The following is a 15,762-nucleotide window of genomic DNA, read 5'->3' on the forward strand; positions in this document are numbered from 1 at the left end:
ACTGATGCCTTAGCATCAGCGCATCACGTGCAAGGAGGACACTCATGCGCACCACACTCGATATCGAAGACGATGTCCTGCTGGCTGCCAAGGAGCTTGCCCGGCGTGGCGGGACGACGGCCGGCCGGGTGATCTCGCAGCTCTTGCGGCAAGCCCTGACCCAGTCGCCGCCATCGACGACCAGCAGCACCGGCGAGCCCGCGGCCGTCCACGGTTTCCGACCGTTCCCGTCACGGGGGAAAGTGGTCACCAACGAGCAGGTCGACCAGCTGAGAGACGAGGAAGGCGTTTGATGCGCGCCTTGCTCGATGTGAATGTGCTGATCGCCCTGCTGGACAGCGATCACCTGCACCACGGCAGAGCCACGGCCTGGCTGCAGGAGAATATCCAATCGGGCTGGGCGTCGTGCCCGCTGACCGAAAACGGTTGCATCCGGATCATGTCACAAGCCGGCTACCCCAACCCACTGCCGGCCGGGGCCATCGCCGAACGCCTCGCCGCGGCGACCGCGACCGGCCATCACGTCTTCTGGTCGGATGCCGTGAGCATCCTCGATCGCGGACGAATTGCCTGGAATGCCGTCCTCGGATCCCGTCAGGTAACTGACGTCTATCTGCTGGCGCTGGCGGTGCAGCAAGGCGGCCGCCTGGTGACGCTGGATCGCGCGGTACCGCTGCAAGCCGTTCCCGAGGCAGGAAGCCGTCATCTCGTGCTGATCTGACAGGTTGTGAAGAAATCGTCGCGAGCAGGCCGAGATGCAAGGCGCGAGCGAGCGAACGACGAGACATATCAGATGGACAGGCGACGAGTCAGCGAGTGAGCAACGCCGCAGATCGCTCGCGCAGTAGATCGATTCACAACCTGTGAGTCCCCACGGCAGGCCAGCCGTTTGCTGGCGGCTTCTCCGCTCCACCGATCCTGTTGCAAGCTCGGGCGAAGCGCTGTTCGACAGCTTGCTGCGGTGGACGCCCGCGGGGCGACCGTTCAACCGCAGAGCATGCGCTCGATCATGGCGGGCTCCAGTTGCTGCAGCAGGGCCTCGATTTCGCCGGCGCGCACGGCGTCGCCAATGATTTCGAGCCCTTGCGGGGTGACCCGGAGACGAACGCGAACACGCCGGCCGACGGGGTCGCCTTCGTGATCATCGGCGTTCAGCCGGTCGGGCAACCGTCGTCTGCCCGCTCGCCGCCGCTCGGGGCGGGATCAGTGCGCCTCGCCCAGCCGTCAGAACCTGCCGCGTCAGCCCTGCCAGCAATGCCGATGACGCTCTCACATACTGCCAGTACAGCGGCACGTCCAAGGCGGTATCTGGCACCAGCTCGACGAGCGAACGATCGTCAAGCTGGGCGGTGATCAGCGACTGCGGATGAAGCCCCCAACCCATGCCGGACAACGTGGCGGTCACGAACGCTTGCGTCGACGGCAAGCTGTGGTGCGGCAATTCAATGTGCCGCTGGCAAAGTCGCTGCGCCCAGCGCGTCTGCAGCTCGTCCCTGGCATTGAAGGCCAGACTCGGTGCGCGCGCCAGACTGCCCGCGCTGACCCCGTCACGGAAATGACGTTCCATGAAGGATGGACTGCAAGCCGCCAGATAGCGCATCGCACCCAGCGGCTCGCTGTTGCAGCCGACGGCAGGGCGGGCTGAGCCAGTGACGGCGGCGAGGACGATGCCGTTGCGCAACCATTCGGCGGTATGGTCCTGATCGTCCACCGCAACCTCCATCAGAACCGGAGCTTCGGCCGCGAACGTGGCGAGTGCCGGTGCGAACCAGGTCGCCAGGCTGTCGGCATTGACCGCAATGGGCAGCGGCACCCTGAAGTCGCCCGTCGGTGCAAGTGTCGGCAACGCCTCGTGCAACTCCTGCTCCAGAAGACGCACCCGGTCGACGTGCTGGCACAGGCGCCGACCCATTGCCGTGGCCTCGCAGGGCTGTCCGCGAACCACCAGGGCGCAACCGACACGATCCTCCAGCAACCGAATCCGCTGTGAGATGGCCGACGGCGTCACGTGCAGCGCACGGGCGGCACGCTCGAAGCTGCCCTCGCGAACGATGGCAGCCAAAGCGGCCAGTGAAGCATAGTCGAGCATGATGCAGTTTTTCTGAATTGAGTTCAGGAAAGACAGTTTGCCTTCATGCTGCCAAGCTGACAAGCTGGCCACCCATTCACGCAAAAGGCGTTCAGCCGATGTTCTTCGCAGTATTCGTTCAGGGCCTCGCCCTCGGTCTTGGACTCATCGTCGCCATCGGCGCGCAGAATGCCTTCGTGCTGCGGCAGGGCCTGCGCCGGGAGCATGTCGGCAGCGTCGTCGCCTTCTGTGCCCTGACGGACGCACTGTTGATCGCCGCCGGCGTCATGGGCATGGCGCAAGCGCTCGCCGACAGCGCCAAACTGGCACAGGCCCTGGCTCTGGCCGGCGCTGCCTTCCTGAGCTTCTACGGCATCCAGGCGCTGCACCGTGCGCGCAGTCCGCAGCACCTGCAGGCAGCGCCGGGCGGTGCCGGGCTCAGCCACGGGGCCGCCGTGGCCCAGGCGGCCGCGTTTTCGCTTCTCAACCCCCACGTCTACCTCGACACGGTGCTCCTGGTCGGCAGCATCGGCGCCCAGCAACCTGCCGACCTGCGCTGCTGGTTCGTCCTCGGGGCAAGCACGGCCAGCATCGTCTGGTTTGGTCTGCTGGGCTTTGGCGCGCGCTGGCTGGCACCCTGGTTTACCCGGCCACGCGCCTGGCAGGTGCTCGACGCGTTGACCGGTGTGACCATGTGCGTCCTGGCAGCGCTGCTCCTGCGTCACGTCGGCGATGGTTGTTGAACCTCTTTTCCTCACTTGACGCTCGCCAGACCTGCCGAAACCGTGGTGTGATGCGGGTTTGAGCCGAGACGGAGGGGTCACCCAATGGGTGAAGAGGTGCACGGGTGGATGCCCAGCAGATGCTCGGGCCGCGCCTGGCCAGTCTGATCGTCATGCTCGGCCTGCGCTATCGGCTCTCGCGCGCCAAGGTTCAAGAGCTCCTCGGTGAGTTGCTCGGACTGCAACTGTCCGCCGGACTCATCGACCAGACCATACGGCAAAGCGCCGGCCCGGTCGCGCTGGTCGAAGACCTGCTGCTGGAGGAGATCGAGCGCGCCGGCCTGCTGCACCTGGACGAGACGCCGTGGCGAGAACGTGGCCAGTTGCTGTGGCTGTGGGTGTTCAACGCCGTGACGACGGTAGTCCATTTCATCGGCGCACGCAGCGCCGAGATCTTCATCAATGCCCTCCAGGGCGGTGTCGCTGGCTGCCTGATGAGCGACGGCTACGCAGTTTAGCGTTCGTACCTCAACCGTATTCGCTGCCTGGCGCATCTCCTGGGCGAGGCACGCGGACTGACCGAGGCCACTTGCCGGCACACCAGTCAGGTCGGACAGCACCTCCTCGACCTCATGGGTGGCCTGATACAGGCGACCCAGGCTGCCCGCGATGGCCCTTTCGACGACTTGGCCGAGCGTCAGGCGCCAGCCCTCGCCCAACTCAAGGCCTTGTGCAAACGCCACCGACACAGTCCCTTCGTCAAACTCGGCGAATTCTGCCGCGAGATGCTCAACGCTTGGGAAGCGATCATCCGGCCGCCACTCGACCGCAGCCTGCCGCTCACCAACAATGCGGCCGAACGTCTGTTGCGCCACTGGGTCATCGCCCGTTGCCTGAGCTTCGGTACCCGCAGCGAGCAAGGAACTCGAGCGTTTGCGCTGCTCGCCAGCATCATCGATACTTGTCGCGCAAGGAAAGCGTCCGCTTGGGATTAGCTCAGCGCCGCCCTTCAGGCCGGCCGCCAAGGACTACCGATGCCGCCTTTGCCCGCGATTTCAGTGGGGGGGTGATTGGTTACGGTCAACCAGGGCCTCGGCTCCCGTTTGTCAGAGCGGCCTGAGGCCAAGAATCCTCAGCCGAGCGTCGCCCGGCCGGCAGATGTTAGTGGCTGCGAAGAACCGCGGATATCTGGCGCGCAAAGATGGCGAAGAATGGTTGACTGTTGAGGTCGACATAAAAAGGGGCCGCTGAGGCCCCTTGAAGTCTGAGCGACCGGCGATGTTCAGAATGGGGGTTCGTCAGGCCAGTCGTCGGCTGTGCTGTGGTTACCGGGAAGTGTTTCGCCCGGACCGGTGCGTTCATCTCGCAGCAGATCGAGGAGCGCGAGGTCGTAGTGGGCCCAGATGCGGTCACGCAGATCTTCGAGCAGTTCGACGACGGCCAGCGCCTGCTCCGGGGTCCAGTCGGCACAGATCAGGAAATCGAGCCCAGCGCCCAGTCCGGAAGGCAGGTGATAAGGCTTCATGCGGCAGCCCCGACGGTGGATCGACGTTTCTGGGTGCGCTGCTCCGTCCGTTCCTGCGCCTCCTTGCGCCGATAGGATTCCCCCTTGATGGCGACGATCTCGGCGTGATGAACGAGACGATCGATCAGGGCGACGGTACAGGCCGCATTGGGGAAGACCTCCGACCACTCGGAGAACGAACGGTTGGTCGTGATCAGCGTGCTGCGGCACTCGTGGCGCCGGTTGACCAGCTCGAAGAGCAGATCGGCGTGGCGGTTCGAATACGACAGATAGCCGACCTCGTCGATCACCAGCAGCGCCGGCGCCGCATAATGACGCAGTCGCCGGCGCAGAGCCGAATCGCTGTCGATCGCTGCCAGGTCGCCGAGGAGCTGACCGGCGGTGGTGAACAGCACCGTATGCCCGGACAGGACGGCCCGGTGTGCGATGTTACGGGCGATCGTCGACTTGCCCAGCCCACTCGCCCCGACCAGAATGGCATTGCTCGCGCTCTTCAGGAACTCCAGGCTCATCAACTCGCTGATCGCTGTCCGATCGCACTGCTCCGGCCAGTCCCAATCGAAATCCGCGAGCGGCTTGAAGCGACCGATGTGCGCCTCGGCGAGACGGCGCTCCAGACTGCGCCGGGCCCGTTCGGTCTCCTCCCAAGTCAGCAAGGGCTCGACCCAAGCGCACTCGGCCAGCTCCGACCAATGCGCCAGCAAGCCGTGCAGATGCAAGGCTTCCGCCCGTTTGCGCAAGGCCTCACTCGGGATCATCGGTCGCCCCCGTCAGCCGGTCGTAGGGTTCCAGCCGATGCGGCCAGACCGGCGTATCGCGGCGCTGCAGGTGCTCGGGCAAGGGGATCTCGACCGGTGGCGGCCGGTCGGTCGCTTCGCGCCGGCGCTCCAGCGCCAGGCGCACCGCATTCGGGTGCGGCACCTGACGGGCCAAGGCCTCCTCGATGCCCGCCCGCAACTCGCTTGCACCGTAGCGATCGAGCAGACGCAACAGCGCCGCCGTGATCGTTCCCAGATTCGCCCCCCGGCCGGCCGCCTGGACGAGCAACTCCCGGCTTTCCGGTACCGCCCGCGTCAGCCGGTCGGTCCCCCGGTGCAGACTCGCTTGGTGCTTCTGTTCGACCAGCGTCGCGATATGGGCGGGATCCTCGATGCACTGCCCCCGGTCATAACTGCGCCGGTGCGTCGCCAGTAGCGTCGGCCCATCGACGATGCGCACTCGCAGCGGGTCGGCGACCACCGTCAGCGTCTGCTGCACCTGCTCCGGCGGCACCGAATAGTCATTCAGGTCGAAGCGCACATAGGGCGTCTTGCCGACCTTCACCGCCACCTGCTCATCGGTCGGATACGCATGCTCCGGCAGCGCCAGCAGATGGGCGGCTTCCAGCGCGAAGGCTTCGCGCACGCTCAGCGAAGGGTCCTCGGGGCAACGCCGGTCCGCCGCCTCTCCCGAACACCAAGCTTCCGCCCGTGCATTGAGGTCCGCCAGATCCAGGAAGCTGCGACCGGCGAAGAAGGCTTCGCGAACATAGCGAATGGCCCTTTCCACGCGCCCCTTCTCATTGCCCCGCGCGATCGCCACCGGGCGAGGCTCGTAGCGATAATGACCGGCGAACTGCAGTAGGGTGGGATTGAAACGGATCGCCTGCCCTTGTCGCTCGAGGACGGCGCTCTTGAGGTTGTCGTACAGCAGCACTCTCGGCAGACCCCTCCAGGCGTCAAACGCTCCGACATGGCCGCGCAGGAAGTTCTCCATGCGCGCATCGAGAAAGAAGCGCAGATAGATCATGCGCGACCACGCCAGCACCATCACGAAAGCCAGCAGTGCCCGGCGAGCGCGGCCGATTTCCAGGTGGCCGAAGTGCCCCCAATCGACCTGTGCCTGTTCGCCGGGCAGCGTCGAGAGCCGCAGGTAGGCTTCCGCCTTCGGTCGCGGACGATGCAAGGCGACCAGATGACGAAAGTGATCGGGACCGCCGGAGTAGCCGCGTTCCTTGACCATGACGTACAGCCGCCTGGCCGTCAGGGTCGGAAACTGCGCCAGGGTCGCGTGGATCAAGGGCAGGTAGGGGTCGATGCGGGAAGGCCGCGGCGCGATGCCGGTGCGTGGCAGACCCGCCTGCGTCAGGACACGCCGGACGGTGCCATGATGGACGCCCAGCTGGCTGGCGATGGTGCCGATGCGCCAGCGCTCGGCATGGTAGTAGCGCAGAATCTGCGCTTGCGTATCAGTGGAAATGCTCAACTCGGGTTCCTCTTCGATCAGGTGAGATAGCGGATGGAACCCGGCAGCTGCCCAGGAAGCCCTGCCTGAGCCAGCCCGAACAGCGCATCCCGCAGAAATGGCAGCGCACCGTCCGGGAAGGGGCGGTCGAACCGACTGCCGCCGGTTCCGGGCCCACTGCCGAGTTCGCCGGCAGTAAATCATCTGGTGCCGGTGGCATAGAACCCTGATGCGTCACATTCTGCTGACGCAGCCGGTAACGGCGGTTTCTTTCGGCATGCTTGAGGCGGCCATTCCGGCTCTTCTGGTAACGGCGGCCGGCTCCCTGGAGGGAAGCGCGGCGGGCCGCCTCGGCGCAGCCAGCAGCACAGTAGATCTGGCCCCGGTCGCAGCGGCTGCAGACGACGACCTGGGTGCGGCAGCAATGGCACAGGAAGAGTCGGCCGGTGGCTTCCATTGGCGGTTCCCGTCACGCCAATGAGCTATCGACAGGAAGACGCCGCTCGTGAAATACTCTCCCTGCACCCGTGCCCAGCACGGTGTGGGGCACGACATCGGCGTGGACTTTGCGGGTTTGGCCGGTGTCGTGCCCGTTCTCCTTGGCGGGTCCTTTTTACCGCATCGCGAGCGGGCTTATCATCCCCGCCTGCAACCCTTGGCCGCATCCGCGGCAGGTTTCCCCGATGGCCGCCGCGCGGCAGGAGGGCGCGTCTCCAGTCGCCCTTCGGGCTCCTTCCGACGCGCCCTCCTGCCGCACCATCGGTCGCCCAGCCGCCCCGAAACCCCAATCCGTCTCGACCATGGACCATCCCTCCCCGGTCACATCCTCGACCGCTCGCAGCCAGTTATCGGCGCTTCTTGACCACCATTGACAGCAGAAGCAGTTCCGCACCCGATGTGCCTGGATCCGGATCGTCCGCAGGTCGATTTCCGGGAAAAAGGCTTGAGGGTCGCGCCGAGGTGGACCAGATCATCCACCAGACGTCCCATTTCCTTCCGGTGATGCTCGATCAGCCCGCCAGCTCCGCGCGCTTGGCGATCAGGGCCGCAACGACGTAGGCCTCTGCCAAAAGAAATCCTCCCGTCCAGTGAAGACGAGAGAATTCTCGTCGAGCAGGGCGTCATCCTTGCGACTGACCACGTGGAATTCCGAATTCTCGACACTTGTTGGCGTGTTACACTGGTCCCCGTGTAACAACACAAGGAGGCAGCATGGCAACGGTCAACTTCACCGGATCCGTGGATCGCGACCTGCTCAAGCGCGCCAAGATCATCGCGGCCAAGACCGATACCTCGGTCAATGCCCTGTTCAATGCCGAACTGCGCCACCTGGTCGAGACCTTCGAGGCGGCGGAAGCGACCGGCAACGAGAACTTCAGGCTCCTGCTCGACTTTTCGCTGGGCCGGATCGCCGACGACAAGCTCATGCAGGCGCTCGGCATCGACAGCGACGAAGATCTCTTCCTGCTGATGGCGCAAGCCCATTTGCCAATGCCACGGCTGGCAGCGGCGGCGACGCAGGCCATGGTCGATCAGTTGCGCGCCTTGCCGACCGTTTGAGCAGGGCGCAGTGGCGTCTCCCCGGGACATCACGCTGCTGCCCGATGCCGGGCCGCTGATCACGCTCGCTTACGCCGAAGCCCTCGACCTGCTGTTAAAACCGGGCTGGACCGTCGCGCTGGTCGACATGGTCCTGCATGAGGTCACGCGCAGCCGGACGCCGACCAGCGGCAAGGTGGCGTCCTGGGCTGCTGCGGCGCAAGTCCCTGTCATTTCGACGAGGACCTTCAGACACTTCCAGCAAGCGACGATCGAAAACCCGTCGACACGGACCCGAAACCTTGGCGAACTGGCGATTCAGGAGACGATGAACGACCTCGCCCTCCGGGTGCCGCCCACGACCGCCGTGTTCCTGTTTGAAGACCACAGGATCGCGCGCGCCAGCTTCCTGCTGCCGGAGAATTGTCGCAAGGTGAGTACGCGCGCGTTTCTGGCTTTTCTGGCGCAGCGCGGATGGATTGAATCGGCAGCAGACATCGAGCGGCGCGCGCTGCAGGCGGGGCGAGCGTTTTCGACTCTGAGATTTCCGCCATGACGGTCTGTCGCTGCCGCGGCTGCGCTGCGCGTCGTCCGCGCTGCGCGGTCGATGGATGTTGCGATGGGTTTGCTCCGTTTCGATTGGAACATGGAACCACGCATGGGATCGCAGATGCAGAGGAATCGACACGGAAGCGACGCCGCCACGCCGCACACGCCAATGATGCAGCAGTATCTCCGCCTGAAGGCTGAGCATCCCGGCCTGCTGCTGTTCTACCGCATGGGCGACTTCTACGAGCTGTTCCATGAAGACGCCGAGAAGGCGGCACGCCTGCTCGACATCACGTTGACGACGCGCGGGCAGTCCGCCGGGCAGCCGATCCGGATGGCCGGCGTTCCGTACCACGCCGTCGAGCAGTACCTGGCGAAGCTGGTGAAGCTCGGCGAGTCGGTGGTCATCTGCGAGCAGGTGGGCGACCCGGCGACCAGCAAGGGGCCGGTCGAGCGCGCAGTGTCGCGCATCGTCACCCCGGGCACGCTGACCGACGCGGCGTTGCTCGAAGAAAAGCGCGACACGCTGCTGTTGGCGATCCATTTCACCCGCCAGCTCGCGGGTCTGGCGTGGATCAACCTGGCGAGCGGCGAGTTCCGTGTCTGCGAAGTGGCCCCCGGCCGGGTCGCCGCCACCCTTGAACGCATCCGGCCCGCCGAGATCGTCGTTGGCGAGACGCTGGCGCCCAACTTCACCGCCGATTGTGCGCTGACCCGACAGCCCGACTGGCATTTCGACTTCGAGGCCGGTGGCCGCGAACTGTGCGCGCATTTCGGAACGAGTTCGCTCGCCGGTTTTGGCGCCGATGGCCTGCGGCCGGCGATTGCCGCTGCCGGCGCACTGCTGCGCTACGCGCGGGCGACGCAGACGCGCGCCCTGCCCCACCTGCGGGCGCTGGTCGTCGAACGCGACGCCACCTTCCTCGGGCTGGACACGGCCACGCGGCGCAACCTCGAACTGACCGAAACCCTGCGCGGGCAGCCGGCACCGACGCTGTACAGCCTGCTCGACACTTGCGTCTGTGCCATGGGCTCGCGGCTCCTGCGGCACGCGCTGCATCATCCGTGGCGCGAGCCGGCGATCCCGGCCGCGCGGCACGCGGCGATCGCCATGCTGCTCGACGACGGGGGCCACAGCCTGCGCGCGCTGCGCCTGGCGCTGCGCGGCTTCGCCGACATCGAGCGGATCGCCGGCCGCATCGCCCTCCACAGCGCACGCCCGCGCGACCTGTCGAGCCTGCGCGACAGCCTGCAGCGACTGGCCGACCTGCGCGCGCCGCTGCAGGCGATCAGCGGTGCGCCACTGCTCGCCGAGTTGCTGCTGCAACTGGCGACGCCTGCAGGCGCCCTCGAGCTGCTGCAGCGCTCGATCCAGTGCGAGCCGGCAGCACTGGTCCGCGACGGCGGCGTCATCGCCAAGGGCTTCGACGCCGAGCTCGACGACCTGCGCGCGCTGAACGACAACTGTGGCGCCTTCCTCGTCGAACTCGAGGCCCGCGAGCGCGAGCGGACCGGAATCGCCAACCTGAAGGTCGAATACAACCGCGTGCACGGCTTCTACATCGAAGTCAGCCATGCCAATGCCGGCCGCGTGCCCGACGACTACCGCCGGCGGCAGACGCTGAAGAATGCCGAGCGCTACCTGACGCCGGAGCTCAAGTCCTTCGAGGACAAGGCACTGTCGGCGCAGGATCGGGCGCTGGCGCGCGAGCGGCTGCTCTACGATGGCGTCCTCGCTGCCCTGCAACCCGAGCTGCCGGAGCTGCAGCGGGTGGCGCAGGCGGTCGCCAGCGTCGACCTGTTGACGAGCCTCGCCGACACGGCGCAACGGCGCAACTACTGCCGGCCGGAGTTCAGCGCTGAACCGGGGTTGCTGATCGAAGGCGGCCGCCACCCGGTGGTCGAACAGCAACTCGCTGGCGGCGAGAGCTTCATCGCCAACGACACCCGCCTCGGCAACATGCGGCGGCTGCTCTTGATCACCGGTCCCAACATGGGTGGCAAGTCGACCTACATGCGGCAGACGGCGCTGATCGCACTGCTCGCCCACATCGGCAGCTATGTGCCGGCGACCCGTGCCGTGCTCGGTCCGCTCGACCAGATCTTCACCCGCATCGGCGCCGCCGACGATCTAGCGGGCGGACGGTCGACCTTCATGGTCGAGATGACCGAGGCGGCCGCCATCCTGCACCACGCCAGCGAGCAGAGCCTGGTGCTGATGGACGAGGTCGGCCGCGGCACCTCGACCTTCGACGGCATGGCGCTGGCTTTCGCCATCTGCCGGCAGCTGATCGAGAAGAATCGCTGCCTGACACTGTTCGCCACGCACTACTTCGAGCTGACCCTGCTCGCCAACGAGTACACCGACCTGGCGAACGTGCATCTGGGCGCGATCGAGCACGGGCAGCGCATCGTCTTCCTGCATGCCGTCGAGGAAGGTCCGGCCAACCAGAGCTACGGCATCCAGGTGGCGGCACTGGCTGGCATCCCGGCGGCGGTGCTGAAGGCGGCGCGGCGGCAGCTGCGCGAGTTCGAGCAGCGGGCGTCGATCAACCCGTTGCAGCCCGATCTCTTTGCCAGCGCACTGTCGACCGCCGCCGAGGCCAGTGAGCCCGCGACGCAGCCGGCGATCGAACGGCTGCAAGCCATCGATCCCGACCGGCTGACGCCCCGCGAGGCGCTCGCTGCGCTCTACGAGCTGCGGGCCCTGCTGCCGTGAGGCGGACCGCAACCGTCGGGCGACTGCTCGCCGCCCTCGGCGGCCTGCTGCTGGCTGGCACGCTGCATGCGGAAACCTGGCGCTTCGCGGCGATCGGCGACACCCCCTACAGCAGTCACGAACTGCGCGAGCTGCCGCGGATGCTCGCCGACATCGCCGCCGAGCATCCGGCGTTCATCGTGCACGCGGGCGACCTCAAGGGCAGTCGCGAGATCTGCAGCGATACGCTGCTCGAAGCCCGCCGCGACCTTCTCGACGCCTCGCCGGCACCGCTGATCTACGTTCCCGGTGACAACGAATGGGCTGACTGCCGCCATCTCCCGGCCGGCAAGTTCGATCCGCTCGAGCGCCTGCAGAAGCTGCGGCAGCTGTTCTTTGCCGCGCCACGCTCGCGCGGACAGTCGGTGCTGCCGGTCGAGCAACAGCCCGGAGACTACCCGGAGCATCTGCGCTGGCGGCTGGGCCCGGTGCTCTTCATCTCGCTCAACGTTCCCGGGCCGAACAACAACTTCGGTCTCGGCACGGAGCCATCCCGCGAGTTCATCGTCCGCAACCCGGTCGTCATCGACTGGTTGCGCCAGGGCTTTGCCGTCGCCCGACGTGAACGCCTCGCCGGCATCGTCATCCTCATGCAGGGCAACCCGGCATTCCGCCACCACGCCGCCGGCCTGCCGCATGCCGGCTATCGCGAGTTGCTCGACACCCTGGGCCAGGAGGCCGTCACCTTCGCCGGACAGGTGTTGCTGATCCACGGCGACACGCACTGGCAACGCATCGACCAACCCTTGCACCATCCACTGACGAAGCAGCCGATCAGCAGCTTCACCCGCCTGGAGACTTTCGGCTCGCCGTTCATGGGCTGGGTGAAGGTCATCATCGACGAGCAGCAGCCGCAGCTCTTCCGCTTCGAGGTACACCCGCATCCGCGTCGCCTGCCCTGAGGGCGCAGAAGCCTGTCGACAGCAGCCGGCACACGCTCTAGACTTGACTGACGAAAGCGTCCGCATCGCGCTGGCCAGGAACCCTCTCGGGCTGCTGGCCGGGTTGACGGGCGAGTGCAAGCGGTCGGGCCAGGCCGACTGGCGGGTGTGACCCCGGTCGTGACAGCCTGATCGGCACGGCTTCCTGTCGCTTCAGGAGGGATGGATCATGAGACTGACCGTCTGGCTGCGCGCTGCGCTGGCTTCGCTTCTCGCCGTTCTTGCCGTGACCGCCAGCGCCGATATCGTCATTGGCCAAGTCGCCGCTTTCAGCGGCCCGCTTGCCCCCACCGGCACACACATGCGGGCGGGTGCGCAGCTCCTGTTCGACGCCGTCAACGCCGAGGGGGGAATTCACGGTGCGCGGATTCGGCTGCTGTCGGCCGACGATGGCTACAAGACCGAAGAGACCGTCCGCCTCGCGCGCGAAATGCTCCGGAACGAGCAGCCGCTGGCCTTCATCGGCTTCGTCGGCACCGGCAACGTCGAGGCGATGCTTGACCAGAAGGTGCTCGCCGACGCCGGCATTCCGCTGATCGCCGTGCGCTCGGGCGCGGAAAGCCTGGTCCGCCGCAACGACCCCTTCCTGTTCATGACGCGCGCCAGCTACGCCGAGGAGATCGACAAGATCACCGACCAGTACGCGACCACCGGCTACAAGCGCTTCGCCGTGCTCTACCAGGACGACGCGTTCGGCAAGGGCGCCCTGGCGAGTGCGAGGGAGTCGATCCAGAAGGCGGCTGGCAGCCTCGTGGCCGAGGCAGGATACGAAAAGAACACGACCCACGTCGCCGCCGCGGTGAAGACGATCGCTGCCGCGCAGCCACAGGCGGTCATCCTGATCGCCAACACCGCCGCCAGCGCCGAGTTTCTGCAACAGTCACGTGCCGCCGGCAACCTCGCCCAGTATGTCGCGCTGTCGGTCACCGACGCCGCCCAGGTGGTGCAGAAGATCGGTGCCGACAAGGCCGAGGGGCTGGCACTGACGCAGGTGGTGCCCGATCCGAACAGCCACACGGTGCCGCTGATCCGGGAGATCCAGCACAATTTCAGGAAGTTCAAGCCGAAGGACGTGACGCTCAACCACACCTTCGTCGAGGGCTATCTCGGCGCCAAGGTGCTGGTCGAAGCACTGCGCCGGGCAGGGCCCGAGCCGACACGGCGCAAGCTGCGTGACACGCTGGAGGGGCTGTCGCAGCATGACTTCGGCGGCGTCTTCATCAGCTTCTCGTCGCGGCGCCACGCCGGGTCGCGTTTCGTGGATATCACCATTCTCAACCGCAGCGGCAAGCTGCTGCGCTGATTCGCCGCCCGCGAACTCAGCCGCAGAGCAGTCGCCAGAACTCGAGCAGCAGGCGGACCGCGCCGGCGATCGACAGCGCCGTGGCCACCGACAGTGCGATCGAGAAGCCGGCCTGGCGCATGCCTATCGTGCGCAGCATCAGCGCGAAGGTCGATACACAGGGAATGTAGAAGGTGATGAAGACGAGGAAGGTGGCGATCTGCACCTCGTCGAGCGGCGGCACGATCTCGATCGTGCCCAGCGCCTGATGGATCATCAGCAGCGACAGCTCCTTGCGCAGCACGCCAAACAGGATCGGCACGCCGAGCAGGGCCGGCAGACCCAGCCACCACTGAGTGACCGGCGACAGAGCCAAGTTGATCCATTCGTCGGCGCCGAAGTGGTCGAGCAGCGCCAGCAGGATGCTGCCCAGCACCAGCAGCGGCGTGACGATGGTGACGATGTCGCTGCACCGCTCCCAGGTCCTTGCCAGCACCGGACGCCAACGCGGCAGCGCATATGGGGGAATTTCCTGGATCAGTCCGACGGCAGCAACGTTGGCGTAGCGTCGCGCGAGCAGGCTGCCGAGCACCGTGAGAACGACGAAGGTGAGGGCGAAGATGGCGAAGACGCCGAATCCGCCAAGGTACTTGCCCCCCATCGCGAGGATGATCGCCGAGCGCGCCGAGCAGGGGACGAAGGCGAGCAGCAGCGTCGCGACGAGCCGCTCCTTGCCGCTGCTGGTTGCCGCCACCATCGAGATGGCCGGCACATTGCAGCCGAGGCCGACGAGGAACGGCGCGGCGACGCCCCCGTGCAGACCGATGCGGTGAAAGCCACGGTCGACGACAAAGGCGACGCGGTGCATGATCCCGGCTTCCTCGAGCGCCACCAGCAACAGCACCAGCGGCAGCATGTAGGGGACGACGATGGCGATGAGACCGATCAGTCCGTCTACCACCGCCCGCCCGACCACTGCCGGGGTGGACGTGGGACGCCACTGCTGCGCCCACTCGACGAGGGGTGCGGCGGTCCACGCGTCGATCGTGCCGCTGATTTCGAACACCACCACAAGGACCAGCGCAAAGACCAGCGTGCTGCCGAGCAGGCCCCAGCGCGGATGCAGGAAGACGCCGTCGAGCAACCGCTGCCAGCGGCCGGCAGCGGCCGTACCACCAAAGCGGCTGACGCTCTCGAAGAGGATCGCTGCCTGATGGTGGCGGTCGGCGTGCAGCTCATCCGGCAGAGGCCGCGGCAGCCGCCGCGCGGCAGCCGCACGCGCTGCCAACACCTGCGGCAGCAATTGCGGCAGATGGCTGGCCAACTCCTGCAGGAAGTACTCGTTGTTCGCCGCCAGCTGCACGCACAGGAAGGGCAGGGGAACGCGCAAGCTCTGCGCCACCGCCGGCTGCGCGAGCAGCGAGCGCAGCGGCTCCAGCGCCGCTGCGAGGTGCGGTCCCGGCGTCCGCACGGGCGGCAACGCCGGCACGCGCGCGGCCTCCAGCGCAGCGGCAAAGAGATCGGTGACACCAATTCCCATGTGCGCCACGGTCGCCCAAACCGGCACGCCGAGCTGCTCCGACAGGGCACGGCCATTCACGTAGACACCCTTGCGGCGTGCCTCGTCGACACGGTTGAGAGCGATCAGCAGCGGCTTGCCGAGCAGGCACAGTTCGAGGCTGAGTTCGAGGTCCCGTTGCAGCGCTGTCGCGTCGACGACCTGGATGAGGACGTCGGGCGCGTCGAAGGACTCTGCCGGCAGGTCGTCCTCGTGTGCCGCCACCGCTGGCTGGCGGTCGCCCCAGAGCAGGTACTCCAGCAACCGGAGGTCACGCGACCCGGGCGCGTGCAGCGAGCCCACCGCGGGCAGATCCACCAATGAGATCTGCTCGAGCCCGATATCGACGACGCACTCATCGCGGGCATCGCCATGGCGCAGAAGTCGGTGCTGCGGCAAAGCACTCGACGCAGCGACGAACAGGCTGCTCTTGCCCGTGCGCTGGTGGCCGACCAGCGCCACGCGCGGTCGCCGCCTGCCGCGCAGCAGGGGCTGCGGCAGCAGGATGCCGACCCTGCCCGTGTTCACCATGCGGCCATCGCTCGCGCCCTCGCCGCCAGCCCGGGCGCGGCGCGGCGCGGCCGCTCAGGGCCGCCA

15 protein-coding genes and 1 pseudogene are annotated in these 15,762 nt (G+C 66.7%); 10 read left to right on the forward strand and 6 right to left on the reverse strand.

All coding sequences use genetic code 11. The features are described from left to right. The first annotated feature begins 44 nt into the window (after positions 1-44). Positions 45-293: a hypothetical protein gene (locus V5B60_RS19200; protein ID WP_332349279.1), complete on the forward strand. Its 249-nt coding sequence runs from the start codon at positions 45-47 to the stop codon at positions 291-293. Further along, positions 293-721, forward strand: a complete 429-nt coding sequence (locus V5B60_RS19205) for a TA system VapC family ribonuclease toxin (RefSeq protein ID WP_332349281.1) — start codon at positions 293-295, stop codon at positions 719-721. Before V5B60_RS19200 ends, V5B60_RS19205 begins: the two co-directional genes overlap by 1 nt. Before the next feature lie 263 nt (positions 722-984). Here the strand turns inward: V5B60_RS19205 and V5B60_RS19210 are convergent, their stop codons facing one another. Together V5B60_RS19210 and V5B60_RS19215 are read right to left on the reverse strand one after the other, a co-directional pair. Then, positions 985-1,167: a radical SAM-modified peptide, FtsH ternary system-associated gene (locus tag V5B60_RS19210; RefSeq protein ID WP_332349283.1), complete on the reverse strand. Its 183-nt coding sequence runs from the start codon at positions 1,165-1,167 to the stop codon at positions 985-987. After that, entirely contained in the window at positions 1,142-2,089 is a 948-nt protein-coding gene (locus V5B60_RS19215; protein WP_332349285.1) for a LysR family transcriptional regulator ArgP, read from the reverse strand. Before V5B60_RS19215 ends, V5B60_RS19210 begins: the two co-directional genes overlap by 26 nt. A gap of 98 nt (positions 2,090-2,187) precedes the next feature. On the opposite strand from V5B60_RS19215, the gene V5B60_RS19220 reads away from it, so the two are divergent. Together V5B60_RS19220 and V5B60_RS19225 are read left to right on the forward strand one after the other, a co-directional pair. Then, positions 2,188-2,811 (forward strand): LysE/ArgO family amino acid transporter, encoded by a 624-nt coding sequence (locus V5B60_RS19220; RefSeq protein WP_332349287.1) that lies wholly within the window; start codon positions 2,188-2,190, stop codon positions 2,809-2,811. 119 nt (positions 2,812-2,930) lie between these two features. Further along, positions 2,931-3,785 (forward strand): annotated as a pseudogene (locus tag V5B60_RS19225) (IS66 family transposase). Positions 3,786-4,072: 287 nt separating this feature from the next. Here V5B60_RS19225 and V5B60_RS19230 read toward each other — a convergent pair. The 3 genes from V5B60_RS19230 to istA are packed head-to-tail and all read right to left on the reverse strand — an operon-like array spanning position 4,073 to position 6,559. Then, a complete protein-coding gene (locus V5B60_RS19230) occupies positions 4,073-4,315 on the reverse strand; it encodes a hypothetical protein (protein ID WP_332346452.1) in 243 nt (80 codons plus the stop codon). After that, on the reverse strand, positions 4,312-5,073 hold the full coding sequence (gene istB, locus V5B60_RS19235) for an IS21-like element helper ATPase IstB (RefSeq protein ID WP_332347472.1): 762 nt from the start codon (positions 5,071-5,073) through the stop codon (positions 4,312-4,314). The genes V5B60_RS19230 and istB overlap by 4 nt, the downstream gene beginning before the upstream one ends. Next, the gene (gene istA, locus V5B60_RS19240) at positions 5,060-6,559 is read right to left on the reverse strand and encodes an IS21 family transposase (RefSeq protein ID WP_332349289.1); all 1,500 of its coding nucleotides are present in this window, start codon (positions 6,557-6,559) and stop codon (positions 5,060-5,062) included. The genes istB and istA overlap by 14 nt, the downstream gene beginning before the upstream one ends. 208 nt (positions 6,560-6,767) lie before the next feature. Here istA and V5B60_RS19245 point away from each other — a divergent pair, with 208 nt between their 5' ends. From V5B60_RS19245 to V5B60_RS19270, 6 genes are all read left to right on the forward strand, one after another. Further along, entirely contained in the window at positions 6,768-7,019 is a 252-nt protein-coding gene (locus tag V5B60_RS19245; RefSeq protein ID WP_332349290.1) for a hypothetical protein, read from the forward strand. A 731-nt stretch (positions 7,020-7,750) separates the two neighbouring features. Next, positions 7,751-8,098 (forward strand): hypothetical protein, encoded by a 348-nt coding sequence (locus V5B60_RS19250; protein ID WP_324602589.1) that lies wholly within the window; start codon positions 7,751-7,753, stop codon positions 8,096-8,098. Between the two features lie 10 nt (positions 8,099-8,108). Further along, positions 8,109-8,633 carry a hypothetical protein gene (locus V5B60_RS19255; RefSeq protein ID WP_332349292.1) on the forward strand — a complete coding sequence of 175 codons (525 nt, stop codon included), beginning with the start codon at positions 8,109-8,111 and terminating at the stop codon, positions 8,631-8,633. A 114-nt stretch (positions 8,634-8,747) separates the two neighbouring features. Next, positions 8,748-11,345 (forward strand): DNA mismatch repair protein MutS, encoded by a 2,598-nt coding sequence (gene mutS / locus V5B60_RS19260; RefSeq protein WP_332349294.1) that lies wholly within the window; start codon positions 8,748-8,750, stop codon positions 11,343-11,345. Next, entirely contained in the window at positions 11,342-12,286 is a 945-nt protein-coding gene (locus tag V5B60_RS19265) for a metallophosphoesterase family protein (RefSeq protein ID WP_332349295.1), read from the forward strand. The genes mutS and V5B60_RS19265 overlap by 4 nt, the downstream gene beginning before the upstream one ends. Before the next feature lie 208 nt (positions 12,287-12,494). Further along, positions 12,495-13,628: an ABC transporter substrate-binding protein gene (locus V5B60_RS19270; protein WP_332349297.1), complete on the forward strand. Its 1,134-nt coding sequence runs from the start codon at positions 12,495-12,497 to the stop codon at positions 13,626-13,628. 16 nt (positions 13,629-13,644) lie between these two features. Here the strand turns inward: V5B60_RS19270 and V5B60_RS19275 are convergent, their stop codons facing one another. Continuing rightward, a complete protein-coding gene (locus V5B60_RS19275) occupies positions 13,645-15,696 on the reverse strand; it encodes a nucleoside recognition domain-containing protein (protein ID WP_332349299.1) in 2,052 nt (683 codons plus the stop codon). Between the last annotated feature and the right edge of the window lie 66 nt (positions 15,697-15,762).

This window comes from Accumulibacter sp. (assembly GCF_036625195.1).
In the GTDB taxonomy this organism is placed as follows: Bacteria; Pseudomonadota; Gammaproteobacteria; order Burkholderiales; family Rhodocyclaceae; genus Accumulibacter.